This window comes from Vibrio sp. 1402 (assembly GCF_033340275.1).
This window is the reverse complement of the sequence record NZ_JAWOWE010000006.1, coordinates 45448-70366: the sequence shown is the minus strand read 5'-3', so window position 1 is coordinate 70366 and position 24919 is coordinate 45448. Positions and strand designations below refer to the sequence as shown.

General features: G+C 45.8%; 23 protein-coding genes. 1 reads left to right on the top strand and 22 read right to left on the bottom strand.

Annotation, left to right across the window (positions count from 1 at the left end; translation table 11 throughout):
- Positions 1 to 6 precede the first annotated feature (6 nt).
- The 11 genes from R7044_RS13175 to rlmD all read right to left on the bottom strand — a co-directional run bounded on the left by R7044_RS13175 (position 7) and on the right by rlmD (position 12422).
- A complete protein-coding gene (locus tag R7044_RS13175) occupies positions 7 to 633 on the bottom strand; it encodes a protein-L-isoaspartate(D-aspartate) O-methyltransferase (RefSeq protein WP_033907436.1) in 627 nt (208 codons plus the stop codon).
- Positions 633 to 1409, bottom strand: coding sequence for a 5'/3'-nucleotidase SurE (gene surE / locus R7044_RS13170; RefSeq protein WP_005380894.1), 777 nt, complete (start codon positions 1407 to 1409; stop codon positions 633 to 635). Before surE ends, R7044_RS13175 begins: the two co-directional genes overlap by 1 nt.
- Positions 1409 to 2452 carry a tRNA pseudouridine(13) synthase TruD gene (gene truD / locus R7044_RS13165; RefSeq protein WP_033907437.1) on the bottom strand — a complete coding sequence of 348 codons (1044 nt, stop codon included), beginning with the start codon at positions 2450 to 2452 and terminating at the stop codon, positions 1409 to 1411. Before truD ends, surE begins: the two co-directional genes overlap by 1 nt.
- Before the next feature lie 45 nt (positions 2453 to 2497).
- Positions 2498 to 2974, bottom strand: a complete 477-nt coding sequence (gene ispF, locus R7044_RS13160) for a 2-C-methyl-D-erythritol 2,4-cyclodiphosphate synthase (protein WP_005380896.1) — start codon at positions 2972 to 2974, stop codon at positions 2498 to 2500.
- Positions 2975 to 2988: 14 nt separating this feature from the next.
- Positions 2989 to 3696, bottom strand: a complete 708-nt coding sequence (ispD, locus tag R7044_RS13155) for a 2-C-methyl-D-erythritol 4-phosphate cytidylyltransferase (protein ID WP_017821625.1) — start codon at positions 3694 to 3696, stop codon at positions 2989 to 2991.
- A gap of 1 nt (position 3697) precedes the next feature.
- Complete coding sequence (gene ftsB / locus R7044_RS13150; RefSeq protein ID WP_005380907.1) at positions 3698 to 3979, bottom strand: cell division protein FtsB; 282 nt, start codon at positions 3977 to 3979, stop codon at positions 3698 to 3700.
- Between the two features lie 401 nt (positions 3980 to 4380).
- Positions 4381 to 5682 (bottom strand): phosphopyruvate hydratase, encoded by a 1302-nt coding sequence (gene eno / locus R7044_RS13145; RefSeq protein ID WP_033907438.1) that lies wholly within the window; start codon positions 5680 to 5682, stop codon positions 4381 to 4383.
- Between the two features lie 78 nt (positions 5683 to 5760).
- Positions 5761 to 7401 carry a CTP synthase gene (locus tag R7044_RS13140; RefSeq protein WP_021034029.1) on the bottom strand — a complete coding sequence of 547 codons (1641 nt, stop codon included), beginning with the start codon at positions 7399 to 7401 and terminating at the stop codon, positions 5761 to 5763.
- Between the two features lie 205 nt (positions 7402 to 7606).
- Positions 7607 to 8410, bottom strand: a complete 804-nt coding sequence (gene mazG / locus R7044_RS13135) for a nucleoside triphosphate pyrophosphohydrolase (RefSeq protein ID WP_033907439.1) — start codon at positions 8408 to 8410, stop codon at positions 7607 to 7609.
- Positions 8411 to 8759: 349 nt separating this feature from the next.
- The gene (relA, locus tag R7044_RS13130; protein WP_005380915.1) at positions 8760 to 10979 is read right to left on the bottom strand and encodes a GTP diphosphokinase; all 2220 of its coding nucleotides are present in this window, start codon (positions 10977 to 10979) and stop codon (positions 8760 to 8762) included.
- 123 nt (positions 10980 to 11102) lie between these two features.
- On the bottom strand, positions 11103 to 12422 hold the full coding sequence (gene rlmD, locus R7044_RS13125; RefSeq protein ID WP_025768846.1) for a 23S rRNA (uracil(1939)-C(5))-methyltransferase RlmD: 1320 nt from the start codon (positions 12420 to 12422) through the stop codon (positions 11103 to 11105).
- Between the two features lie 192 nt (positions 12423 to 12614).
- Here rlmD and barA point away from each other — a divergent pair, with 192 nt between their 5' ends.
- On the top strand, positions 12615 to 15413 hold the full coding sequence (barA, locus tag R7044_RS13120; RefSeq protein ID WP_033907441.1) for a two-component sensor histidine kinase BarA: 2799 nt from the start codon (positions 12615 to 12617) through the stop codon (positions 15411 to 15413).
- A gap of 69 nt (positions 15414 to 15482) precedes the next feature.
- Here the strand turns inward: barA and acpS are convergent, their stop codons facing one another.
- The 11 genes from acpS to rpoE form a co-directional block, all read right to left on the bottom strand.
- A complete protein-coding gene (gene acpS, locus R7044_RS13115; protein WP_005380927.1) occupies positions 15483 to 15863 on the bottom strand; it encodes a holo-ACP synthase in 381 nt (126 codons plus the stop codon).
- Between the two features lie 10 nt (positions 15864 to 15873).
- Positions 15874 to 16608 carry a pyridoxine 5'-phosphate synthase gene (gene pdxJ, locus R7044_RS13110; protein WP_005384579.1) on the bottom strand — a complete coding sequence of 245 codons (735 nt, stop codon included), beginning with the start codon at positions 16606 to 16608 and terminating at the stop codon, positions 15874 to 15876.
- On the bottom strand, positions 16605 to 17336 hold the full coding sequence (recO, locus tag R7044_RS13105; RefSeq protein WP_005384578.1) for a DNA repair protein RecO: 732 nt from the start codon (positions 17334 to 17336) through the stop codon (positions 16605 to 16607). The genes pdxJ and recO overlap by 4 nt, the downstream gene beginning before the upstream one ends.
- 115 nt (positions 17337 to 17451) lie before the next feature.
- Entirely contained in the window at positions 17452 to 18414 is a 963-nt protein-coding gene (gene era, locus R7044_RS13100) for a GTPase Era (RefSeq protein WP_005380931.1), read from the bottom strand.
- On the bottom strand, positions 18407 to 19084 hold the full coding sequence (gene rnc / locus R7044_RS13095) for a ribonuclease III (protein WP_005380932.1): 678 nt from the start codon (positions 19082 to 19084) through the stop codon (positions 18407 to 18409). Before rnc ends, era begins: the two co-directional genes overlap by 8 nt.
- A gap of 21 nt (positions 19085 to 19105) precedes the next feature.
- Complete coding sequence (lepB, locus tag R7044_RS13090; protein ID WP_005380933.1) at positions 19106 to 20005, bottom strand: signal peptidase I; 900 nt, start codon at positions 20003 to 20005, stop codon at positions 19106 to 19108.
- A gap of 104 nt (positions 20006 to 20109) precedes the next feature.
- Positions 20110 to 21903: a translation elongation factor 4 gene (gene lepA, locus R7044_RS13085; protein ID WP_005380934.1), complete on the bottom strand. Its 1794-nt coding sequence runs from the start codon at positions 21901 to 21903 to the stop codon at positions 20110 to 20112.
- A gap of 158 nt (positions 21904 to 22061) precedes the next feature.
- Positions 22062 to 22532, bottom strand: a complete 471-nt coding sequence (locus R7044_RS13080; protein WP_225455623.1) for a SoxR reducing system RseC family protein — start codon at positions 22530 to 22532, stop codon at positions 22062 to 22064.
- A gap of 2 nt (positions 22533 to 22534) precedes the next feature.
- The gene (gene rseB, locus R7044_RS13075; RefSeq protein ID WP_005380941.1) at positions 22535 to 23494 is read right to left on the bottom strand and encodes a sigma-E factor regulatory protein RseB; all 960 of its coding nucleotides are present in this window, start codon (positions 23492 to 23494) and stop codon (positions 22535 to 22537) included.
- Entirely contained in the window at positions 23491 to 24117 is a 627-nt protein-coding gene (locus R7044_RS13070; protein WP_033907443.1) for a sigma-E factor negative regulatory protein, read from the bottom strand. Before R7044_RS13070 ends, rseB begins: the two co-directional genes overlap by 4 nt.
- A 26-nt stretch (positions 24118 to 24143) precedes the next feature.
- A complete protein-coding gene (gene rpoE / locus R7044_RS13065) occupies positions 24144 to 24722 on the bottom strand; it encodes an RNA polymerase sigma factor RpoE (RefSeq protein WP_005380946.1) in 579 nt (192 codons plus the stop codon).
- Positions 24723 to 24919 lie beyond the last annotated feature (197 nt).

Here is a 24919-nt window from a genome sequence, read left to right as displayed (position 1 = left end):
TAACCCTTAAGCTAAATCACCCGCAACCAGAGGTACGAACCGAACCATTTCTACAACGGTAGAGAGATATTCGTCTCCCTTACGCTCTATTTTTAATAACTGTTGTTCCGTATCTCCAACAGGAATGACCATTTTGCCGCCATCTCTTAATTGTGAGAGAAGAGCTTGGGGAATCACTTCAGCGGCAGCGGTAACGATAATAGCATCGAAAGGACCTCTCGCTTCCCAGCCCTGCCACCCATCAGCATGCTTAGTTGAAACATTGTAAATATCCAATTGCTTCAGGCGACGCTTTGCTTCCCATTGCAACGATTTAATTCGCTCAACGGAGTATACATGATCAACAATTTGCGCCAGTACCGCAGTTTGATAACCCGATCCCGTTCCGATTTCCAGAACACGACTCGCCGATTCTAGCTCAAGCAACTCGGTCATACGAGCAACGATATAAGGCTGAGAAATAGTTTGTCCCTGACCAATTGGTAACGCATTGTTATCATAGGCTTGGTGCATCATCGCTTGAGAAACAAAGCTTTCTCGTGGCAAGCGTTGGATAGCATCCAGAACTCTTTGGTCTTTGATGCCACTGGAGATAAGAAACGCTATCAACCTGTCAGCATGTGGGTTACTCATTACTTCTCTTCCTTTAACCAACTATCCATAGCACGCAGCGACTCGTGAGCGGTGAGATCAACTTGCAGAGGCGTCATTGAAACTCGGCCATGCTCAATTGCATAAAAGTCCGTGCCCTCTCCTGCATCTTGCTCCTTTCCTGGTGGCCCTAACCAATAAATGTCATGGCCTCTCGGATCTTTCTGCTTGATCATATTCTCTGCGTGATGACGTGCACCTAAACGCGTAACTTCAATTTCACCTAAATTCTCTGATGGTAAGTCAGGCACGTTTACGTTCAGTAGACGATTCGTTGGAATCGGCGACGCTAAATGCTGTTGTACAATTTGACGTGCAATTTTAGCGGCGGATTCGAAATGTCGCTTACCCACTAGTGAAAAAGCCACCGACTGAACGCCAAGGAAATGACCTTCCATGGCGGCTGCTACTGTTCCAGAATAAAGAACATCATCACCCAAATTAGCGCCATGGTTGATTCCTGACAGAACAAGATCAGGCAAATCATCTTTCATTAGCTCATTCAGCGCGAAATGCACACAATCCGTGGGCGTGCCTTGCACTGAGTAGATATTTGGGGCAATTTCAGTCACGCGTAATGGTTGTTCTAATGTGAGTGAATTCGAAGCACCTGAACGATTTCGATCAGGTGCGACAATGGTCACTTCGGCGATATCTCTCAACTCATCAGCGAGGGCATGAATCCCTTGTGCATGAACACCATCATCATTGCTGATTAAGACTCTTAAGGGCTTCGGGTTTCGTGAATCCTGTTCCATTAGTATTCTCTTTCTACTTCAACCTCATTAACTAACTCACGAACAATAGAGGTCGCAAAAGATCCCGCATCCAGTGAGAAAGTCAGCGTAATGTTGTTACCTTCAACCGTCCAAGCTAAATCTTTTGGCTTCAGCGCAATATCGCGACGATCGTGGCGCATGCGATTACCACGAATCAGCGCCATGAGGTCAGGCTCTTCGTCTAAAAACGGTTGCTCTAATGCCAGAGCCTCGGCTTGAGTAGGCAGTGCATTATCGCCAGCAAGCGCAGCGGTAATTGCCGCTTCACCTTGTGCAAATTGCACTTGCAAATCAGTGATGTTGTTTGCATCAATCAACTGAGTGCCAGAATTCGTCTGTGCAATGTCACCATCAATGAACTTATCAAACACACCATTCTCTAGACGAGCTGAAACGATGCGGTTGAAAATCCACGAACGAGCCGCTGATAAATACATGCTTCGCTTGTTTTGATTGCGGGTACGAACGTTTTCGCGTCCCCATCGACGTGCTTCTTCAAGGTTGTTGCCATCGTTACCAAAACGCTGACTACCAAAGTAGTTTGGCACGCCAACTTGTTTCACTTTTTCAAGACGTTGCTCTACATCCGCTATATCTGTCACTTCAGACAAAGTAACCACGAACTCGTTCCCTACTAGGTCACCAGGACGCAGTTTTTTATTGTGACGATCTGTTGCAAGGATTTCGATACTTGGGTATTGAGCCAAAAACGCTGAAAAATCTGGCGTTTCACCTTTTGGTAAATGGACACTTAACCACTGTTCCGTCACCGCATGACGGTCTTTAAGACCCGCCCAGCTAACGTCTTTCGACTTAACACCACAGGCTTTTGCTAACTCGTTAGCAACGAAGCTGGTGTTCTCGCCCGTTTTACGGATACGAACCATTAAGTGCTCGCCTTCGCCCGTAAAGGCAAAACCTAAATCTTCGCGAACCTGAAAATGCTCTGGCTGCGCTTTAATTTTTGCCGATGCAACTGGCTTACCCGTTAGGTAAGCCAATGAAGATAAAATGTCTGACATGATGTGTTTCCGCTGATATCACAGCTTAGAGGAGCAAATTGCTAGTTATTGCTTAAACAGAAGTACAACGGCTTCCGTTGCAATGCCTTCTTTGCGTCCAGTAAAACCGAGACGTTCTGTCGTCGTCGCTTTTACGTTAATGTTACTAATGTCGGTTTCTAGGTCTTCGGCTATCGCCGCACACATTGCGTCAATGTGTGGTGCCATTTTAGGCGCTTGTGCCATGATGGTTACATCAGCATTGCCAAGACGGTAGCCTTGCTCTTTAACTCGACGGTAAACGTCTTTCAGTAATTCACGACTGTTTGCGCCTTTCCATTTATCATCCGTATCTGGGAAATGACGACCAATATCGCCGGCAGCAATCGCGCCCAGCAGAGCATCCGTTAACGCATGCAACGCTACATCGCCATCTGAGTGAGCAATCAAACCTTGCTCATAAGGGATTGCTACACCACCAATAATGACTGGGCCTTCACCACCGAATTTATGTACATCGAAACCATGACCAATTCGAATCATTTTCTATCCTTTCTTTATTCGCCGCGCTCACGGCTTAGATAAAACTCGGCTAACGCAAGATCTTCTGGCTGAGTGATTTTTATATTGTTCGCATTCCCTTGAACTAAGGCTGGCTTCTCGCCTAACCATTCCAAAGCCGAGGCTTCATCGGTAATGGTTACACCCTGTTCTAATGCGTCAGCCAGTGCTTGAGTAAGCTGCTGAGTTTTAAACATTTGTGGAGTAAGTGCATGCCACAATGCTTCTCTATCTACCGTATGATCGATATCTTGTACTGCGTTTGCTCGCTTCATTGTATCTCTCACAGGAGATGCGAGAATGCCACCCGTTGAGTGGGCGCAGCAAACATCAATCAAACGGTCAATGTCGGATGTTAATACACATGGCCTCGCAGCGTCGTGGACTAATACCCACTCGCTTTCCAGATGCTCATTGACATAGTTTAGCCCTGATAACACAGAGTCTGCTCTTTCTTTACCACCAGCTACACGAATCACATCTGGGTGCTTAGCAATGGACAATTCTGGGTAATATGGGTCGCCGTCAGTAATGGCAACGACAACCTTAGAAATATTTGGGTGGGAAAGCAGTTTCTCTACGGTATGTTCCAGTACCGCTTTACCTTCGATCAATAAATATTGCTTAGGGCGATCTGCCTTCATTCTGCTACCCACACCCGCAGCTGGCACAATTGCGATATGCGATGAGTTCATATCCAACATTTTAATGGTTTTCCTCACCTATAATGCGGTAAAAAGTCTCGCCATCTTTAACTAAACCGAGCTCATGACGCGCACGTTCTTCAATCGCATCAAGACCTTGCCTTAAGTCATCAATCTCAGCGAACATTTCATTGTTGCGAGCTTGTAGCTTGCTGTTCACTTGTTGCTGAACTTCAATTTCATCTTTTACTGTGTAGTAGTCAGACACTCCGTTTTTACCAAACCATAGAGTGTATTGAAGCAAGCCAAACAGTAGCGTAAGGGCTATAACAAAGATTCGCATATCGCTGCTAACATTCTGTACCGGAAGGAATTAGATAAGGTGACATATATAGCATAAATGCGAGGTTGCCTCTAGGGGAGAAAGGGAGACTCACACGCTCCTTACAAGAAATAAGCAGCAAAATGAAACAAGCTCATAGGAAGCGCTCCTTACCCATGACCAAAGTAAGAGCCAAAAATACAAACCTATAAATACAAAAAACCGCCGTAGCGATGGTTTCAAAAAGCTATTTAGCGAAACTTTACTCAATAAGAATTAAGCCTGACCTTTAACTTCTTTGAGACCACTTCCTTGAAACATGGAGGAGCGCGCTCACTTAGAGCTTCCGTCATATAAAAAACGCCCCGCAAGTGCGAGGCGTTTTCAAAAGCTTTAAGTTAAGCGGTTAATTCAATTAAGAATTAAGCTTGACCTTTAACTTCTTTAAGACCGTTGAAAGGAGCGCGCTCACCTAGAGCTTCCTCGATACGGATTAGCTGGTTGTACTTAGCAACACGGTCAGAACGGCTCATAGAACCAGTTTTGATTTGACCTGCAGCTGTACCTACCGCTAGGTCAGCGATAGTTGCATCTTCAGTTTCGCCAGAACGGTGAGAGATTACTGCTGTGTAACCTGCGTCTTTAGCCATCTTGATTGCAGCTAGAGTCTCAGTTAGAGAACCGATTTGGTTGAACTTGATAAGGATAGAGTTAGCTACGCCTTTCTCGATACCTTCAGCAAGGATCTTAGTGTTAGTAACGAATAGATCGTCACCTACTAGTTGAAGCTTGCCACCTAGTAGTTCAGTTTGGTGCTTGAAGCCATCCCAGTCAGACTCGTCTAGACCGTCTTCGATAGAAACGATTGGGAATTGGTTAGCTAGCTCAGCTAGGTAGTGGTTGAACTCTTCAGAAGTGAAAGTTTTACCTTCGCCTTTCATGTTGTAGATGCCAGCTTCTTTGTCGAAGAACTCAGATGCAGCACAGTCCATAGCTAGAGTAACGTCTTTACCTAGTTCATAACCAGCAGCTGCAACAGCTTCTGCGATAACTTCTAGAGCTTCAGCGTTAGATTTAAGGTTAGGAGCGAAACCACCTTCATCACCAACTGCAGTGCTGTAGCCTTTAGACTTAAGAACTTTAGCTAGGTTGTGGAATACTTCTGCACCGATACGTAGACCTTCTTTAAGAGTCTTAGCGCCAACTGGTTGGATCATGAACTCTTGGATGTCAACGTTGTTGTCTGCGTGCTCGCCACCGTTGATGATGTTCATCATTGGTAGAGGCATAGAGAACTGACCTGCAGTGCCGTTTAGCTCAGCGATGTGCTCGTATAGAGGCATGCCTTTCGCAGCAGCAGCAGCTTTAGCGTTTGCTAGAGAAACAGCTAGGATAGCGTTAGCACCGAATTTAGATTTGTTTTCAGTGCCGTCTAGTTCGATCATTACTGCGTCGATTGCAGCTTGGTCTTTAGCGTCTTTGCCAACTAGAGCTTCAGCGATTGGGCCGTTTACAGCTTCAACTGCTTTAAGAACACCTTTACCTAGGAAACGTGCTTTGTCACCGTCACGTAGCTCAAGAGCTTCGCGAGAACCAGTAGATGCGCCAGATGGAGCTGCCGCCATACCTACGAAACCGCCTTCTAGGTGTACTTCAGCTTCTACAGTTGGGTTACCACGTGAGTCGATGATTTCACGACCTAGAACTTTAACGATCTTAGACATTAATGTTTCCTCTCGTTTCAAATATAAATGTCAATCTTAAAGGGCAGCAGCACAACCTTCGCCGCCGCCCGTATCCTTTTACTTCTCGAATTCGCCGCGTGCGTTTTGGCCCGCAGCCTTAACAAAACCTGCAAACAATGGATGTCCATCGCGAGGAGTCGAGGTGAATTCTGGGTGGAACTGAGCCGCTACAAACCATGGGTGAGCTGGGTTCTCAATCATTTCCACTAACTTCTTGTCCGCAGATAGACCTGATACTTTTAGGCCTGCTTTTTCGATTTGCGGACGAAGCACGTTATTCACTTCGTAACGGTGACGGTGACGTTCATGGATCGTCGCGCTACCGTACAGTTCACGAGCTTTAGTCCCTTTCTCTAGGTGACACAGCTGTGAACCAAGACGCATCGTACCGCCTAGGTCAGACTTTTCAGTACGCTCTTCTACGCTACCTGATTCGTCTACCCACTCTGTGATCAAACCTACCACAGGGTACTTAGTCTCTTTGTTAAATTCTGTTGAATGTGCACCTTCCATACCCGCAACGTTACGCGCGTATTCGATTAGTGCAACTTGCATACCCAAACAAATACCTAGGTAAGGCACGTTATTTTCACGTGCATATTGAGCCGCACGGATCTTGCCTTCAATACCACGATCGCCGAAGCCACCTGGTACTAGGATCGCGTCCAAACCTTCTAGAAGTTCAACGCCTTTTGTTTCGATATCTTGTGAGTCTACATACTTAATTGTGACGCTTAGACGGTTTTTCAAGCCAGCGTGTTTAAGCGCTTCGTTCACAGATTTGTATGCATCTGGTAATTCAATGTATTTACCAACCATACCGATGGTTACTTCACCAGTAGGATTTGCTTCTTCGTAGATAACCTGTTCCCATTCAGAAAGGTCTGCTTCAGGAGCAGTAATACCAAAGCGAGCACACACAAGGTCATCTAGCCCTTGAGATTTAATCAACTGAGGGATCTTGTAGATAGAGTCTACATCCTTCATTGAAATTACTGCTTTTTCTGGAACATTACAGAACAGTGCGATTTTTTTACGCTCATTCGCAGGAATAACGCGATCGCTACGGCAAACTAGGATGTCTGGCTGAATACCGATAGATAGAAGTTCTTTTACAGAGTGTTGCGTCGGCTTAGTTTTCACTTCGCCCGCTGCCGCTAGGTAAGGAACAAGTGTTAGGTGCATGAACATTGCGCGCTCACGGCCTAGCTCAACAGCTAGCTGACGAATCGCTTCCATAAATGGTAGTGATTCGATATCACCAACAGTACCGCCAACTTCAACGATAGCCACATCATGGCCTTCAGAACCTGCAATAACGCGATCTTTGATCGCGTTAGTGATATGAGGGATAACTTGAATAGTTGCGCCTAGGTAGTCACCACGACGTTCTTTACGAAGTACGTCGGCATAAACACGACCTGCAGTGAAGTTGTTACGCTTGGTCATCTTGGTACGGATGAAACGCTCGTAGTGACCAAGGTCAAGGTCAGTCTCTGCGCCATCTTCTGTAACGAACACTTCACCGTGCTGAGTAGGGCTCATTGTGCCCGGGTCAACGTTGATGTAAGGGTCAAGCTTCATCATAGTCACTTTAAGACCACGAGCTTCTAGAATAGCCGCAAGAGATGCTGCTGCAATACCTTTACCTAGAGAGGATACAACCCCGCCAGTAACAAAAATGTAATTTGTCGTCATGTTTAACCTGAAATTGGTTGAATGAGGGAAATGGAGTGCTTCTGGACGGGAGATAAATATACCAGAAGCTCCTTACCGCCACAACGTGAAATCTATCACACCGTAATTTTTTATTTTTTGCTTCAAATCAAAGTGAGCAAAGACAAACCAAAGTCCGTTTTCGTGTAACCAAACAAGCTGACCTTATATTATGTATTCTGCCAGTTTACCTCTGCCTCGATTCTTCTTGTTTTACTTCATCCCAAAAATGGTCAAGTTCTGATAAAGAACAATCTGTAAGTACTTTGCCTGACTGCTGGACCTTGCCTTCAACTTGTTTAAAACGTCGCGCAAACTTTACGTTTGCTTTTCCTAGCGCGACTTCTGGGTTTTTATCAAGGTGGCGAGCCAAATTGACAGTCGCAAATAGCAAATCACCGAGCTCCAACTCAACTTTCTCTTCATCGGGCTGAACTTGCAGTGCCTCTTCCATGACTTCGTCAATTTCTTCTCGTACTTTATCGACAACCGGGCCAAGTGAATCCCAATCAAACCCAAATTTTGCACATTTTTTCTGAATTTTTGTAGCACGAGAAAGTGCCGGTAAAGAGTTTGGTATTGAGTCTAGGATACTTTCTTCCGCTTTGCCTACTAGGGCTTTTTCTTTTGCTTTTTCCGCTTCCCAGTTCGCGTTAATTTCCTCGTCAGATTCAAACTCAACATCTGAAAAAACATGCGGGTGGCGACGAGTCAGTTTTTCGTTCACGGTTTCGACGACATCCGAAAAGTCGAACAGCTCTTGCTCTTTCGCTAGCTGACTGTAAAAAATCACCTGAAACAACAAATCCCCTAGCTCTTCTTTTAGATTGAGCCAATCTCGATTTTGAATCGCGTCCACCACCTCGTAGGTTTCTTCTATTGTATGCGGAACGATGGTGTCAAAGGTTTGTTTTAAGTCCCAAGGGCAACCGTTTTCGGGGTCACGCAGCTTCGCCATGATTTGTTCTAACTGTTCAATTGGATGACTCATTTTTTGTTCCTTTAAACCTTTCTATTAAAGAAAAAGGTGAGCAGCCAAAACCACTCACCTTCTACATTATATTTTCTCAGCAGCTTTCACTAAGTAATTGTTACTTTGACAAGGCAACAAGTTTTCGCGACTCCTGAGCATAGCCTACTATGTGATGCCCCTGAGCCGGCACGTCGGAATAAGTGCAGCTAACGCAGATAAAAAGCCAAATATGACGCAAGTGTAACTCTGTAAATAGTTGAAGTTGTAGCTAGGCGACAAACAAACGAGACTCCTGAGCATGGTTCACCATGTGATGGAGCGAGTGCGTGCAGTCAACAACGCTACAACGATAACTATGACGAGAGTTTTAGCCGAGGCGTTTCACCGTCATGACATCCTTGATCTGTTCCACACGTTTCGAAACCCGCGAAAGCACCTCAATATTGGTGACTTCTAGGTCAAAGTCCATGATGGCAAGTTGACGTCTGTAGTCGACTCGGTTCTTCATACTGGTCACTTTGATCTTTTCATTGGCGAACAGTGTCGTAATGTCTTTGAGTAGACCACCTCGCTCCATCGCTTCAACACGCACGGTGAGGATGTATGACCCCACAAAGCCGCTGCCCCAGACTGTATCGATGATGCGCTCTGGCGCATGATGGCGCAGTTCTTCTAGCTGTTCACAGTCACTACGGTGTACTGAAATCCCACGACCTTGCGTTATGTAACCAGAGATATCGTCACCTGGAATTGGCTGACAGCAACGTGCTAGATGTGTCATTAGGTTATCGACGCCTTCTACTACAACTGCGTCTTTTTTCGGTCGGCTTTGCGCGGGTGATTTATGCTCAGCTTCTTGCAGTTTTTCCAGTGCTTGCTGATCTTCTTCCTCTGCCGTTGGCTTGTTAACTAACGCGTTGATATGATTAATTATTTGGTTGATACGCAAATCACCGCTACCTACACCAACATACAATTCATCTGGTGTTTTGACGTTAAACCGCTTGAGGGCGTAATGCTCTGCATCTTTTAACGTTGCGCCAATTTTGGCTAACTCATGCTCAAGGATTTCACGACCTGCTTCAAGGTTCTTCTCACGGCTTTGTTTTCGGAACCAGGCGTTAATTTTGGCACGCGCACGACCAGAATGAACGAAGCCTAATGATGGGTTTAACCAGTCACGTGATGGGTTAGGTTCTTTCTGAGTGATAATCTCGACTTGGTCACCCATATGTAATTTATGCGTGAATGGCACAATACGACCTCCGACTTTGGCACCGATACAACGGTGTCCCACTTCGGAGTGAATGTGATAGGCAAAATCTAGCGGCGTTGCCCCCATTGGCAAATCGACAACATCACCACGTGGTGTAAAGGCATAAACACGGTCATCAAAGACTTGGCTACGCAGCTCATCGAGCATTTCGCCAGAGTCAGACATTTCTTCTTGCCAATCCAGTAGCTTACGCAGCCACGTGATCTTCTCATCATAACCGCTTCGGCTGCTTGCCCCTTCTTTATATTTCCAGTGCGCGGCAACACCCAGCTCCGACTCTTCATGCATTTGCTTGGTACGAATCTGGATCTCGATGGTTTTGCCTTCTGGCCCTAGAATTACGGTGTGGATCGATTGATAACCGTTTGGTTTAGGGTTAGCAACGTAGTCATCAAACTCGCTCGGTAGGTGCTTGTATTTGGTGTGAACTACACCCAAAGCCGCGTAACAGTCTTGCAGTTTGTCTGCGATGATACGTACTGCTCGAACATCAAACAGCTCATCGAATGCCAAACTCTTCTTCTGCATTTTTCGCCAAATGCTGTAGATGTGCTTAGGTCGACCACTCACTTCGGCATTGATGCCCGACACTTCCATTTCGTGCGTGAGGTCTTCAACAAAGTCTTTGATGTACTGTTCACGAACGATGCGTCGCTCAGAAAGCTGCTTGGCAATTTGTTTGTAAGTTTCCGGCTGTTGGTAGCGGAAAGCGTAATCTTCAATTTCCCATTTCAGCTGACCGATGCCTAATCGGTTTGCTAGCGGCGCATAGATGTTGGCACACTCTTTTGCCGCCGCACGTCGAACTTCATCAGGCGCTTTTTTAACTTCAATAAGGTTACAAATTCGCTCCGCAAGCTTGATAACCACGCAGCGGAAGTCATCCACCATGGCAAGCAGCATGCGGCGTACGTTATCTACCTGAGATGACGCTGCACTGCCTTCCATGTTGACGTTGAGTTGGCCAATAGCAGCCATTTCTTCAACGCCGTCGATTAATTTTATGATTTCTTTGCTGTATTTCTCTTCCAGAATTTCTCTGTTAAAAGCACCACTTGAAACCAAAGGAAACAGTTGAGCAGCCACTAAAGTGGCTTGATCCATAGACAAGGTGATCAAAATTTCGATCATTTCTCGTCCACGCCACAACAACAGCTCCGCTTGCTCGTTATCAGCTAATACCGTCTGGCAATCTCGATATACTTCGATTAAGCGTGAGGCTGTGTTTTTCTCTTGTCCTAGGCTAGCCACCCAGTTTTCGAGTTCAAACTGTTCATCTTGGTTTAAATGCGCGCTTCTTACCGCAACCATCTCATCATCCTAATTATTATATTCGTGTGGTTTGACTAACACCGTCCAGGTTAGTTCTTTTTACCGCGCGTACACGCTGGCTTTATGACCACCCACCACAAATAAGGGGTCAAAGTCCTAAAGTTAGGACTTTTCAAACAATGCCATCGATTCTAGATGACTGGTATGAGGGAACATGTCCAGCATACCTAATTTCGTTAATTTATAGCCTTGCTCTATCAAGCTTTGACTATCCCTAGCAAGGGTAGCAGGATTACAAGAAACATAAACTACACGCTGTGCGCCAAGCTCAGAAACTTGATCGATGATCCCACTCGCTCCCGCGCGTGCCGGGTCTAATAATACTTTATCAAACCGCTCTGCGGCCCAGGCTTGGCCTTCAAAATCTTGCTCAAGGTTAGCGTGATAAAATTGCGCGTTATTGATTTGGTTCAAAGATGCATTGTTTGTGGCTTTTTCTACCATCTCTGCAACACCCTCTACTCCAACCACGTACTTAGCTAATTTCGCAACTGGTAAACTAAAGTTGCCTAAACCACAGAACAAATCTAACACTCGGTCACTCTTTTGTGGGTCTAACCACTCAACCGCTTGTTTGACCATTTGTTGGTTTACACCTTGGTTTACTTGAATAAAGTTATTTGGTGCAAAAGGGATTTTCACTCCAACTTCTTGATAAAAAGGCATATCGCCTTCGATAAGGTCTAATTGTTCTGTCGATGGCATTAAGTACAACGATGCGCCATGACGTTTTGCCAACTCCGTTAGAGATTGAGTTTCACTCGTTGTCAGAGCGCTCAAGTGGCGCAGCGTAATACACGGCCCATTATCACCAAGTACCAGCTCTACATGACCTAATTGTTCCGGCTTTTTGAACGCTTTTAGGGCTGAGTAAATCTCTGGCAGCAAAACATTCAGTTCCGGTGCCAGCACTGGGCAATCGGTCACTTGCGCAATTTGCTTACTCTGCTTTTTACGGAAACCAAAATGTAGCTGACGTGTTTTTTTATCAACAAACAAGCTCACTCTCGCACGGCGACGGTAGGCCTGCGAATATCCCAATAACGGGGCATCTAGTTCAATGTCACTGCCTGAAAATTTTCGCATTAGCTGACGCAACGTTTGCTGTTTGTACGTCAATTGTTGGTCATAATCTAGATGCTGCAAATCACAGCCACCGCACTCATGATAATGTGGGCAAAATGGCTCCACACGAGCTTCACTCGGCTTAAGGATTTTAATCAACTTACCGCGAGCGTATTTGCTCTTTTCTTCCACCAATTGAGTGACCACCTCCTCACCCGGCAGTGCTCCATCAATAAACAATGGCTTCTTTTTGAGGTAAGCAATGCCTGCGCCGTGGTGATCTAAACGCTCTACTTGCACTGCTTGGTGCCGAGTATTGAGTTGGGTTTTCTTTTTCGGTTGAAAGATGCGTGCCATGCTCTATGCCTGATTTATGTGTAATTGCTCTTCGGCTTCACTATTCTTGATTGCAGCCGTTGTGTGATTCGAGTGACTTGATTATGCTTACCGTTTATTCGGTGACGTCACTTCTTTGCTCAAGGCTTTATCGTGCGCTTGAGAAATAATGCGTTATTTTCCCATATCCAGACTCCGATGTAATTAGATAACATGACCAGATATGGCTTACGAGCACGTGTAATTACACTAACTCTCGCTCCCACTCTCATTATTGGTTTATTACTGAGCGGCTTTTTCTCATTTAACCGCTACCAAGACCTTGAGAAACAAGTTATCACCACTGGTAACAGCATTATTGAGCCGCTGGCGATTGCCAGTGAAACGCATCTACTATCAGAAAGCCGAGAGGCGGTACGTCGCTTGATAAGCTACGCGCACCGCAAAAACTCCAAACTGGTTCGTAGTATCGCGGTATTTGATGAACATCATGAGCTCTTTGTGACCTCTAACTTTCATCCTAATTTTGAAGCCTTGATGTTTCCCAAAGATAAACCGATCCCGCAACTGGGTAATTCGGAAATCTACGAAAACTCACTGATATTGCGTGTCCCCATTTTGTCAGAAGGTCACTACTTAGCGGAGTTGTCGAACGAAAGCCAAGGCACAAAAGCGATTGGTTACATCGCCGTCGAGTTAGATCTCTCCTCCTTGAGGCTGCAACAGTATCAAGAAGTCTTCTCTGCTTTTTTAGTTCTGGTTCTCGGTCTTGGCTTAGCAAGTGTGTTTGCTTCACGTCTAATGCACGATGTGACCCAACCTATCACCCACATGAAGAATGTCGTTGACCGCATTCGCCGTGGTCATCTGGATGTGCGTATCGAAGGCAAAATGCACGGTGAGTTAGACCAGCTAAAAAATGGCATCAACGCCATGGCGGTATCGTTATCAGAATATCACGTGGAGATGCAGCACAGTATAGACCAAGCCACGTCCGACTTACGTGAAACGCTTGAGCAGCTAGAAATTCAGAACGTTGAGTTGGATATCGCGAAGAAACGCGCGCAAGAAGCGGCCAGGGTTAAGTCAGAGTTCTTGGCGAACATGTCGCACGAGCTGCGTACTCCGCTCAATGGGGTGATTGGCTTTACTCGTCAAATGCTTAAAACGCAGCTTTCTAACAGCCAAACGGATTACCTACAGACGATTGAGAAATCGGCGAACAACCTGCTGAATATCATCAATGACATTCTCGACTTCTCGAAACTTGAAGCGGGTAAGCTGGCACTCGAAAACATTCCTTTTGATTTCCGAGAAAGCTTAGAAGAGGTAATTAACCTACAAGCCACAAGTGCACATGAGAAAGGGTTAGAAATCACCCTAAAAGTGGACCCTAAAATTCCACCAGGTTTAGTTGGGGATCCACTACGTATCCAGCAAATTTTGACGAACTTAGTCGGTAACTCAATCAAGTTTACCGAGCGAGGCAACATTGATGTTAGCGTAGAAATGCGCTCTCAATCAGGAGACTCCGTCGAACTGCAATTCATGGTGCGTGATACCGGTATTGGTATCTCTGAGCGTCAGCAAGCGCAGTTGTTCCAAGCCTTTAGCCAAGCAGATGCAAGTATTTCACGTCGTTACGGCGGTACTGGTCTTGGTCTGGTTATCACTCAGAAACTGGTGAGCCAGATGGGCGGCGAAATCAGTTTAACCAGCCGTCTACACCAAGGTTCAACCTTCTGGTTTACGGTGCGCTTGCACTCAACCGAGATGCCAATGAGCGAACTGATTGAAGTGGAACTTCTGACTGGGAAGCAGTTACTGCTGATTGAACCAAACATGCAAGCCGCGTCCGTAACCCAACAGATTCTAAGTCAGGAGGGTATTTTAGTAACCTACCGCTCTTCGCTACCAAACAACGAAGAACAATATGATTATGTACTGTTGAATTTAGCGGCCAACCAGACTCACGATGCGGAAGTTATTACACCTTGGATAGAACAAGCGAAACGCATGGCTCCGAGTGTTCTCCTAGGGACACCGAGTACCGAATTGGCGCTTGCGGACCAAATAATGACAGAGCATCACGTCCAGTGCCTGACGAAACCATTGTCTCGCCGTAAGTTGCTACAAAGCCTGATTAGCGAACATGTAGAATCGCCACCGGTATTAAGCGCTCCAATTACGCCAAGCGAAGGGGACCGTTTACCTCTCACTGTACTAGCAGTGGATGACAACCCTGCAAACTTGAAGCTGATCTCTGCACTGCTCCGCGAACGAGTAGAAACCGTCACCGCCTGTAGCAATGGCCAGCAAGCGGTGAACCTGGCGACAGAGAAAAAGTACGATTTAATCTTCATGGATATTCAAATGCCACAAATGGATGGGGTGACCGCTTGTAAGCACATTAAAGAGTTGGAGCTAAATAAAGACACGCCAGTGATTGCGGTAACGGCACATGCCATGGCAGGGGAACGAGACCGCTTGCTCTCGGCAGGAATGGATGACTACTTGACCAAACCTATTGAAGAGCATGTGCTACAACAGGTTTTGGTTCACTGGAACCCAAATGCTTGTACAGAGAGCATTGGCAAAGTCGCCCCTTCATACGTTGATGAACCTGAAGGAAGCGCACCACAATCCGTTTCTTCGCCTCAGCAGGATGTGATTATTGATTGGCAAGCAGCCTTGAAACAGAGCGCGAATAAAGAGGATCTCGCTAAAGACATGCTACGCATGTTGATTGAGTTCATCCCTGAAGTAGAAGCAGTCGTTGACCAAGCTCTGGAGCAAGAAGATATCTCTCGTGATGACCTAATTCATGTCATCCATAAGCTGCACGGCAGTAGTTCATATTGTGGCGTTCCAAGGCTGAAATCACTCTGTGCGACGCTTGAGCAAGCACTGCGCTCAGGGATCAGTCTTGAGGAGGTTGAGCCTGAAATGTTCGAGCTGCAAGATGAAATGATTAAAGTAACAACAACCGCAAAGTTATACCTTGAACAGTGATCTATTGAAGAGAAACAAAAGCCAGAGCAAATGCTCTGGCTTTTTAGTATTTTGTTTAAGACTTACAAGCTAGGATTCAAAAATGACCGTCGCCACAGCGTAATGACGCTCATCGGAAATGGACAGGTGAATGTGGTTAACACCCATCGCATCCGCTATTTGCTTGGCTGTGCCCGTCAATGCGAGTACTGGTTTTCCAAGCTCATCGTTCGAGATGGAAAAGTCGTGAAACGTGACCCCTTTTGCGATCCCTGTCCCCAATGCTTTTGAGGCAGCTTCTTTAACAGCAAAGCGCTTAGCAAGATAACGACCTTGCAGCTTAAGCTGTGAGAATTTGGCCATTTCTTCTTCTGAAAGAATCCGCTGAGCAAAAGGTTCACCACTACGAGCTAACGCTTTTTCAATACGCTCAATTTCTGCAATGTCGGTCCCTAACCCTATAATCGCCATCTAGATAGCCCTATGACTGGCGAGCCTCAATCATCAATGCTTTCATGTCAGCAACCGCTTTATTTAAACCATCAAATACCGCGCGACCAATGATTGAGTGACCAATGTTGAGTTCGTAAATTTCTGGTAATGCAGCAATTGGTGCGACATTGTGATAAGTCAGGCCATGCCCGGCATTAACAATAATACCTAGATCATGTGCATAACTAGCACCAGCGGCAATCTTCTTCAGTTCAGCTTGTTGCTCGTCTTCTGTCGTCGCATCTGCATAATGGCCAGTATGTAGCTCAATAAACGGAGCGCCACACTTTTTCGCAGCTTCAATCTGTTGACGGTCAGCATCAATAAAGAGCGAAACTTTGATGCCTGCATCTGTCAGCTTTTTCGTCGCAGCTTTAATTTTTTCAAGCTGCCCTACTACATCTAAGCCACCTTCCGTCGTCAGTTCTTCACGCTTTTCAGGCACTAAACACACAAACTCTGGTTTAGTTTGCAGCGCAATCTCAACCATTTCGTCCGTCACTGCCATCTCTAGATTCATACGCGTTTGAATGGTTTCACGCAGAATACGTACATCACGATCCAAAATATGGCGACGGTCTTCACGTAAGTGGATAGTGATACCGTCCGCGCCTGCACGCTCAGCAATTTCAGCAGCGTGAACAGGATCTGGGTATTTTGTACCACGTGCATTACGTAGAGTGGCAATATGGTCGATATTGACGCCTAAATAAATTGAGCTCATTTTCCGTTACTCCGTGCTCTGGGGGTCTGAATGAAAAATTCACGACTTTTTAAAGGTTTGCCGCCAAGATACGGCTTTAAGGCTATACGTGTAAAGCGTTTTGCCGCTTTTAGCTGCTCTTTAGTGACGAACCGCCGCTCACTGATAGCAATCAGTTCATTCCCTAAAAACGTGAGGTTATCGCGCCTAACCGAAGCAATAAACCCTTTCTGTTCCCGGTAACGATAGGTCATTTCTGGGTCGACGGGCTCGCCGGTACCTGCACAATGCAAAAAATCCACGCCATACCCCATAGCAGACAGCAAGGCTAACTCAAAACGACGCAGTGCAGGCTCAGGGTTCTCGTTGTGCGCCAACTCGGTTAACGCATGCAAATAATCATGAAATAGTGCTGGCATCGGCACTTCAGCCATCAAAATACGGCCAATCAGTTCATTGACGTACATGGCTGAGTAGAGATTAATGCCCGTTAACGGCAAACCTAGACTTATCGGCTCGGCTTGACGCAAAGTTTTCATCGAGCCTTTCCCCGACCATTTAAGTAATAGCGGGGTAAAAGGTTGCAATGCGCCTTTTAAGTTCGAACGCTTACTGCGCGCGCCTTTGGCCATTAAAGTCATTCGGCCATATTCCTCACTAAATACATCAAGGATTAAGCTCGATTCACTGTAAGGGCGTCGGTGCAATACAAAACAGCGCTGTAAACCTTCGGAAGACAGATTACTCATCTAAGTCATTGTGCCTAAAAAGTGTGAAATAAAAAATAAGGAGCCGAGCGGCTCCTTATTTTAATCGATACTGATTTTTCATCGATGTTGGAGCGAAGCACCTTCGCAGCCAAGATTATAAATCGTCTATATAACCCAACGAACGCAACGCTCGTTCGTCGTCTGCCCAGCCAGATTTCACTTTTACCCAGGTTTCTAGGTAAACTTTACGACCGAACAATTCTTCCATATCCAAACGCGCTTCGCGACCAATGGTTTTAATCTTCTCGCCGCCTTTGCCAATCACCATTTTCTTCTGACCATTACGCTCAACAAGAATCAAGGCATTGATGTGGAAACCGTCGGTTTCGGGGTTGTAATCAAAACGTTCAATTTCAACCGTTACTGAGTATGGCAGCTCTTCACCAGTAAAGCGCATCAGCTTTTCACGCACAATCTCAGACGCCATAAAACGCTGAGAACGGTCAGTCACGTATTCTTCTGGGAAGTGATGCGTTGCTTTAGGTAAGTGATTACGCACGTGCTTACGCAGTACGTCAATGTTCTTACCTTGCTTGGCAGAGATTGGCACAACATCCACGAAGTCCATCTTCTTCGACATCTCCGCCATGTGTAGCATCACGTCGTTACGATCTTGTACGTTGTCGACTTTGTTTACACAAAGCACAACTGGGAAGTTCGATTTTTGAAGTTTGGTCAGCACCATCTCATCGTCTTTAGTCCAATGCGTACCATCGACTAAGAAGAACACAAGGTTTACATCACTCAATGACGAGTTAGCTGCACGGTTCATCAAACGGTTGATCGCACGCTTTTCTTCAATGTGAAGTCCAGGCGTGTCGACGTAAATCGCTTGGTAATCGCCGTCCGTATCCACACCCATAATACGGTGGCGTGTCGTTTGCGGCTTACGAGAGGTGATCGAAATCTTCTGACCCAAAATCTTGTTCAAAAGTGTCGACTTACCTACGTTTGGACGACCAACAATAGCAATAAAGCCACAGTGTTGGTTTTCTGGCGAGCTTGGCTCACCTTGTGATGCGAAAAACGCATCGATATCGAATTCGTTATCAGCCATTTGTTAATTGCTCAAGTGCTGTTTCAGCAGCCGCTTGTTCTGCCTTGCGGCGGCTGGTGCCTTTACCGATTACAGGCTTATCCACACCTGCTACTTCGCACTCAACCGTGAACTCTTGGTTGTGCGCTTCACCTTTAATATTAGTCACTGTGTAGACAGGCAGCGGTTTTCTTCTGCCTTGTAGGAACTCTTGTAGGCGAGTTTTCGGATCTTTCTGTGAAACGCCTGGTTTAATGGCTTCAAGGCGTGACTGATACCAACTCAGTACAATGCCTCGCACAACTTCAAGATCACTGTCTAGGTAAATTGCGCCAATAATGGCTTCAACCGCATCGGCTAAAATAGAGTCTCGGCGAAAACCGCCACTCTTCAATTCACCTGGACCTAATTTTAAATAATCTCCTAGATCGAATTCACGACCCAGTTCCGCCAATGTATGTCCGCGAACCAAAGTAGCACGCATGCGGCTCATGTCACCTTCGTTCACTTTTGGGAAACGATGGTACAGATCATCAGCGATGACAAAACTTAAAATTGAATCGCCCAGAAACTCAAGACGTTCATTGTGCTTACTGTTGGCGCTGCGGTGCGTCAGCGCCAAATTGATAAGCCCGGCATCTTGAAACTGGTAGCCGAGCTTTCTCTCTAGTTTATCAATTGGAGAATTCATACTCTCTCGATATTTGAATGGTTAGTGAATGCCACCGATGCGGTTAAAACGCACACCAGTTGGAATCCATGAAGGTAGAACACTATCTGCGCCACGATCAAACTCGAAGCTGATCCAGATCGCGACAGCTTTACCGACTAAGTTTGCTTCTGGAACAAAGCCCCAGTAACGGCTGTCAGCACTGTTGTCACGGTTATCACCCATCACAAAATACTGACCTTGTGGTACAACCCACTCTGTCGTGCCGCTGCGTGGGAAATATTGCTCCACGCGGTTACGCACAAGAGGGTTAACCAAAATATTGTGCTCAACGTTACCCAATTTCTCATCCAGTTGGATCATTGGAATACCGTTCGAGCTAAACTGACTTTCTTCAACATTGCTCAGTTTAACTGGCTTACATGCCGATTCGCCTTGGCTTTGCACGCAAAGCTGCTTATCACTTGAATAACGCACGATATCACCAGGTAAACCAACTACACGCTTAATGTAGTCCACACTTGGTTGTGGTGGGTATTTGAAGACCACGATATCACCACGCTCAGGCTTACCAGTTTCCACTAGCTGAGTACGCCATACTGGGTCTTTTAGACCGTACGCGTACTTCTCAACTAAAATGAAATCGCCAACCAGCAAGGTAGGCATCATTGAGCCTGATGGGATTTGAAATGGTTCGTAGATAAAAGAACGTAATACTAAAACGAACGCGATCACAGGGAAAATAGAGACGCTATTTTCAACCCACCAAGGCTGACGCTCAACTTTTTGCAAGGTCACTGCATCCAAACCATTAGACGTCTGAGCTTGAATCTCAGCCAGTTTTTCCTGACGCTTTTTCGCGAAAACCAGCTTTTCCAATAGCCAAACCACGCCAGTTACCAAAGTCGCAATAACCAACATCAGTGAGAATGTATTCGCCATTAAATTCCCTTATCTAAAAATACGAAAGTGAAAGAGCCGAAACCCTTTCACTTATTTTAATATCTAACGTCTTAAGACCGACAAGTGTGAGACAAAGTTCAACTTTAGTCTTTACCTACGTGAAGGATGGCTAGGAACGCTTCTTGAGGCAGCTCAACGTTACCGATCTGCTTCATGCGTTTCTTACCTTCTTTCTGTTTCTTCAGAAGTTTCTTCTTACGACTTACGTCACCGCCGTAACATTTCGCAATAACGTTCTTACGCAACTGTTTTACCGTTGAACGAGCGATAATGTGGTTACCAATTGCCGCTTGGATTGCGATATCAAACATTTGGCGAGGGATGAATTCTTTCATCTTCTCTACCAACTGACGACCGCGAGTCTGAGACTGATCTTTGTGTGTGATCATCGCCAATGCATCAACAGTGTCACCGTTAAGAAGAACGTCTACACGTACCATGTTCGAAGCTTCAAAACGCTGGAAGTTGTAATCCAAAGATGCGTAACCGCGTGATGTTGATTTCAGACGATCGAAGAAATCCAGTACCACTTCAGCCATTGGAATATCGTAAGTCACAGCGACTTGGTTACCGTGGTAAACCATATCAACTTGACTGCCTCGCTTTTCAACACACAGAGTGATTACGTTACCTAGGTACTCTGAAGGCACAAGGATATTACAACGTGCAATCGGTTCACGAATTTCTTCAATGTCATTGATCGCTGGTAGTTTTGCTGGGCTATCAACATACAGCAGATCGCCATCTGTCTTCTCAACTTCGTAAACTACCGTTGGTGCTGTGGTAATAAGATCCAAGTCGTATTCACGCTCTAGACGCTCTTGGATGATTTCCATGTGCAACATGCCAAGGAAACCACAACGGAAACCAAAGCCAAGTGCCGCAGAGTTTTCTGGCTCGTAGAATAGCGATGCGTCGTTAAGGCTTAGTTTGCCTAGTGCGTCACGGAAGTTTTCGTAATCGTCGGAAGATACAGGGAACAGACCTGCGTAAACCTGAGGTTTAACTTTCTTAAAGCCAGGTAGCGGTTTATCACAACCATTCTTCGCTAGAGTCAGCGTATCACCAACAGGGGCACCAAGAATGTCTTTGATACCACAAACAACCCAACCTACTTCACCAGTACGAAGGGTATCGGTATCTACTTGTTTTGGCGTAAAGATACCAAGGCGGTCTACACCCCAAACTTGGCCCGTACTCATCACTTTGATCTTATCGTTCTTCTTCAGTTCGCCGTTTTTAATACGCACTAGAGAAACAACGCCAAGGTAGTTATCAAACCATGAGTCTATGATCAGCGCTTGTAGTGGCGCATCTGGATCACCTTCCGGTGCTGGAATCGCTGACACAATGTTCTCTAGAACGTCATCAACACCAATGCCTGTCTTCGCAGAACAGCGGGTTGCTTCCATTGCATCGATACCAACGATTTCTTCAATTTCTTCCGCTACACGCTCAGGATCGGCTGCTGGTAGGTCAATCTTGTTCAAGATTGGCACAACCTCTAGATCCATTTCGATCGCGGTGTAACAGTTAGCCAGTGTTTGAGCTTCAACACCTTGACCCGCATCCACAACCAATAGCGCACCTTCACAAGCCGCTAGAGAGCGTGATACTTCATATGCAAAGTCAACGTGCCCCGGAGTATCGATGAAGTTCAGCTGATACGTCTCACCGTCTTTAGCGGTGTAGTTTAGCGTCACACTCTGAGATTTGATGGTGATGCCACGCTCACGTTCAAGATCCATAGAATCCAGAACCTGTGCGGCCATTTCACGATCGGTTAACCCGCCACAAACTTGGATTAGACGGTCTGATAGGGTCGACTTACCATGGTCGATGTGGGCGATAATCGAAAAGTTACGAATGTGCTTCATAGATTTAGGGTGACTAACTCTTTACAAATAGGGACAGTAAGAAACGCCATCTACTGACGGCATTTCAATCAAGTTGGCAGATTCTACCGAATTTCGTTAACGGGCGCACGTAATTTAAAGTACATACCCAAATAACCTTTAGTGGAGGGGGACAGCACTTACTGGATTGGCTCTCCAAGTACCCGAACGAGGGTAACTTGGCGCTTGGATTCATCTTCTAACGGACGAGAAACACATTTTGCGATCCACATTCCACCAGCGGCAAACAATACCGATGCCAATATGATGATGCCTTCCCCGCCGGCTGTCAGCGGCGCTAATAGGAAGTGACCAAACATCGCACCGATAATCAAACCAAGCAATGGCAGTAAATAAACCGCCATTGCTGATTTTATTAGGCTTGACTCAGGAAAACCAATCTCGACGACTTGACCTATTTTCACCGATTTATCCGTGCGCAGATGCCAAGATAAACTCTTGTTACCAATGGCTTTAGTAACAACGCCCGTTCCACAGCTTTTCTGTGAAGAGCAACTACTGCAACTGGTCTGCTGTTCGCAACTTAAATCAATTTCGAATTGCTTGCCGCGACGATACACGTCTGTCACGGTAGCCAACGCGGTCATCATTGTTATTTACTCTTTGTTACATTAAATGTGACAGATTGGGCGATACGCTGTGCTGTGGTCGGTGGAATGTCTCCTACGACGGAGATTTCATGTTGACCGCTCACAAAACTGTGTAGCGTTCTTCTGCCTTGGCGAACCAGCTGCCCTTTTAACGAATGCTCATCTTTGTTTGCTACGTAAACAGAGAAACTAAACAGACCATCAGAATACAGCTGACTCTCCACCATTTGGTTAGTAACGGCCATACGATAGCGGTTGAGCTCGTTCGGCTCGAAACCCTCAGGGATCCAACCAACCTGCCAATTACTGGTCCCAATATCGCCTTTTGGCATGGTGAGAACAGCAGGTAATTGAACATCTTGCAGGCCACTCATTAACTCTGCGATTTTTGGGTTTACCGTGTAAGAAATAGTGCGATATTGTTCAAGCATTTCACCATCGCGGTCCACAAGGTCGGCACGTAACGGCAATTTACTCTTTTCATCGATCCATAGTACGTATGAATAGCGCAGACCGTCTTTAGGAACAATACGCAGCACTTGTGTTGCCACACCAGCTTCACGAGCTCTACCCACTTTTACATAGTCGTAATACAAGTTTAGCTCATCGATATTGGTGTTGAGCATAGGCATAGTCGGAGCGACCATTTTACCTGACTCGATGGTGAACGGTTCTAAACCCGTTTCGATATAACTTACTTCAGTTCCGCGACGAATCACTTCACGCACTGGGCCACTTAAGTAGACAAGATGAGCATATTGATCGTCACCATGCGTGGCATGACGATACAGCAACGGCTCAATGCTGTTCTTTTTGATAAGGATATAAGAGAGTTCGTAACTTAAATTCTTACTCGCCTCGCTCATTTGATGCAATAAAGCCTCCGCTGGCTTATCACCAGCAAAGGCTTGAGAAGACATCATACTGAACAGAGCGCAAGCGCTGATCAGAAATTTTTTCATTCAATATCCGGATTCAGATTTGCATCTTGTTGAGATGCATCACTGTTAATTCGTAACTGCAATTCGTAGTCTCGCAGCATAGCATGAACACGCTTGCGCTGCTCTTGCATATTTGCCTCGCCTACAGAACGTTCTACAGACTCACGAGTCAAACTCACTGGTTCTGCGCTGCCAGCAAACGGAACCGTCTGCAATACAGGTAATTGATCTGTTTGCGGCGACATTGAATCGCTACCACCGTACTGCTGTACACCTAAAATAACAACAAGCGATACACATGCAGCAACAGCAACTTGACCAAACTGCGTCAACCAACCTGGCAAGTGACGTTTTGCTTTTTGCGGTTCTGGTTGCGACTCTTTTGGCGTATCCGCAATTGAGATAACATTTGCACTGTGCGAATCAAACGCACGGTGTGCAGGTTCATCTTCTAACGCTAACGCCACGCTTTCAGCAATATTCCACTCAGGTTTTGCTGGCGCTTCGCCTCGCATCACATCACCAATCAGGTGATAGTTCTGCCAAGCATCACGGCTCTCTTGGTCTTGCTCTAACTCTTGAATTAAAGCCTTATCGACCAATTCTCCATCCATGAGAGCTGAAAGTTTTTCTTTGTCAGCCATTATTTTCACCATAGTTATTACTTGTACTAGCGTTGCAAAAGAGGTCTGATTTTCTTTTCCACCGCCTCACGAGCACGGAAGATACGCGATCGTACCGTTCCTACCGGGCAATCCATCACTTCTGCAATTTCTTCATAACTCAAGCCGTCGAGCTCTCGTAATGTCATTGCGGTTTTTAAATCTTCAGGTAAAGCTTCGATTGCACTGAACACCACCCGTTGCAATTCTTTGGACAACGTTAAGTTCTCAGGGTTCGATATTTCTTTAAGTGCACTACCTGTTTCGTAAAATTCAGCATCTTCAGCATCGACATCTGTCGCTGGAGGTCTACGCCCTTGAGCAACAATGTGATTTTTCGCAGTATTCACTGCAATGCGATACAGCCACGTATAAAACGCACTTTCCCCACGAAAGCTAGGGATAGCTCGGTAAGCTTTAATAAACGCTTCTTGTGCTACATCTGGTACATCGCCAGGATTACTAACGTATCTGGAAATAAGATTACATACCTTATTCTGGTACTTTGTTACCAACAGGTTGAATGCTTGCTTATCGCCATTCTGAACTCGCTCAATCAATACTTGATCGGTCAGCTGCTCGTTCATTCGAGCGGATACTCCTATTTGTTATGCCCCTACTCTTCTCAGATATGGGTACTAATTATGCAAAACGTAGTATTGACACCACTGCTTACTTGAGCACTATTGTGACCCTAACGTGAATGAGAAAGTTCCATGGTTTCTCAAGTTTTTTGTCATTGTTTTTTCACAGTGTGATGTCTGTACCCAAATGACCACCGCTG

Coding starts and splice junctions, on each gene's coding strand:
- era (WP_005380931.1), bottom strand. CDS start 18,414: ATGGCTGATAACGAATTCGATATCGATGCGTTTTTCGCATCACAAGGT.
- acpS (WP_005380927.1), bottom strand. CDS start 15,863: ATGGCGATTATAGGGTTAGGGACCGACATTGCAGAAATTGAGCGTATT.
- rnc (WP_005380932.1), bottom strand. CDS start 19,084: ATGAATTCTCCAATTGATAAACTAGAGAGAAAGCTCGGCTACCAGTTT.
- rlmD (WP_025768846.1), bottom strand. CDS start 12,422: ATGGCACGCATCTTTCAACCGAAAAAGAAAACCCAACTCAATACTCGG.
- R7044_RS13070 (WP_033907443.1), bottom strand. CDS start 24,117: ATGGCTGACAAAGAAAAACTTTCAGCTCTCATGGATGGAGAATTGGTC.
- R7044_RS13080 (WP_225455623.1), bottom strand. CDS start 22,532: ATGATGACCGCGTTGGCTACCGTGACAGACGTGTATCGTCGCGGCAAG.
- recO (WP_005384578.1), bottom strand. CDS start 17,336: ATGAGTAATCTGTCTTCCGAAGGTTTACAGCGCTGTTTTGTATTGCAC.
- pdxJ (WP_005384579.1), bottom strand. CDS start 16,608: ATGAGCTCAATTTATTTAGGCGTCAATATCGACCATATTGCCACTCTA.
- R7044_RS13175 (WP_033907436.1), bottom strand. CDS start 633: ATGAGTAACCCACATGCTGACAGGTTGATAGCGTTTCTTATCTCCAGT.
- ispD (WP_017821625.1), bottom strand. CDS start 3,696: ATGTTGGATATGAACTCATCGCATATCGCAATTGTGCCAGCTGCGGGT.
- surE (WP_005380894.1), bottom strand. CDS start 1,409: ATGGAACAGGATTCACGAAACCCGAAGCCCTTAAGAGTCTTAATCAGC.
- ispF (WP_005380896.1), bottom strand. CDS start 2,974: ATGATTCGAATTGGTCATGGTTTCGATGTACATAAATTCGGTGGTGAA.
- eno (WP_033907438.1), bottom strand. CDS start 5,682: ATGTCTAAGATCGTTAAAGTTCTAGGTCGTGAAATCATCGACTCACGT.
- lepB (WP_005380933.1), bottom strand. CDS start 20,005: ATGGCGAATACATTCTCACTGATGTTGGTTATTGCGACTTTGGTAACT.
- rpoE (WP_005380946.1), bottom strand. CDS start 24,722: ATGAACGAGCAGCTGACCGATCAAGTATTGATTGAGCGAGTTCAGAAT.
- mazG (WP_033907439.1), bottom strand. CDS start 8,410: ATGAGTCATCCAATTGAACAGTTAGAACAAATCATGGCGAAGCTGCGT.
- ftsB (WP_005380907.1), bottom strand. CDS start 3,979: ATGCGAATCTTTGTTATAGCCCTTACGCTACTGTTTGGCTTGCTTCAA.
- barA (WP_033907441.1), top strand. CDS start 12,615: ATGACCAGATATGGCTTACGAGCACGTGTAATTACACTAACTCTCGCT.
- truD (WP_033907437.1), bottom strand. CDS start 2,452: ATGTCAGACATTTTATCTTCATTGGCTTACCTAACGGGTAAGCCAGTT.
- rseB (WP_005380941.1), bottom strand. CDS start 23,494: ATGAAAAAATTTCTGATCAGCGCTTGCGCTCTGTTCAGTATGATGTCT.
- R7044_RS13140 (WP_021034029.1), bottom strand. CDS start 7,401: ATGACGACAAATTACATTTTTGTTACTGGCGGGGTTGTATCCTCTCTA.
- lepA (WP_005380934.1), bottom strand. CDS start 21,903: ATGAAGCACATTCGTAACTTTTCGATTATCGCCCACATCGACCATGGT.
- relA (WP_005380915.1), bottom strand. CDS start 10,979: ATGGTTGCGGTAAGAAGCGCGCATTTAAACCAAGATGAACAGTTTGAA.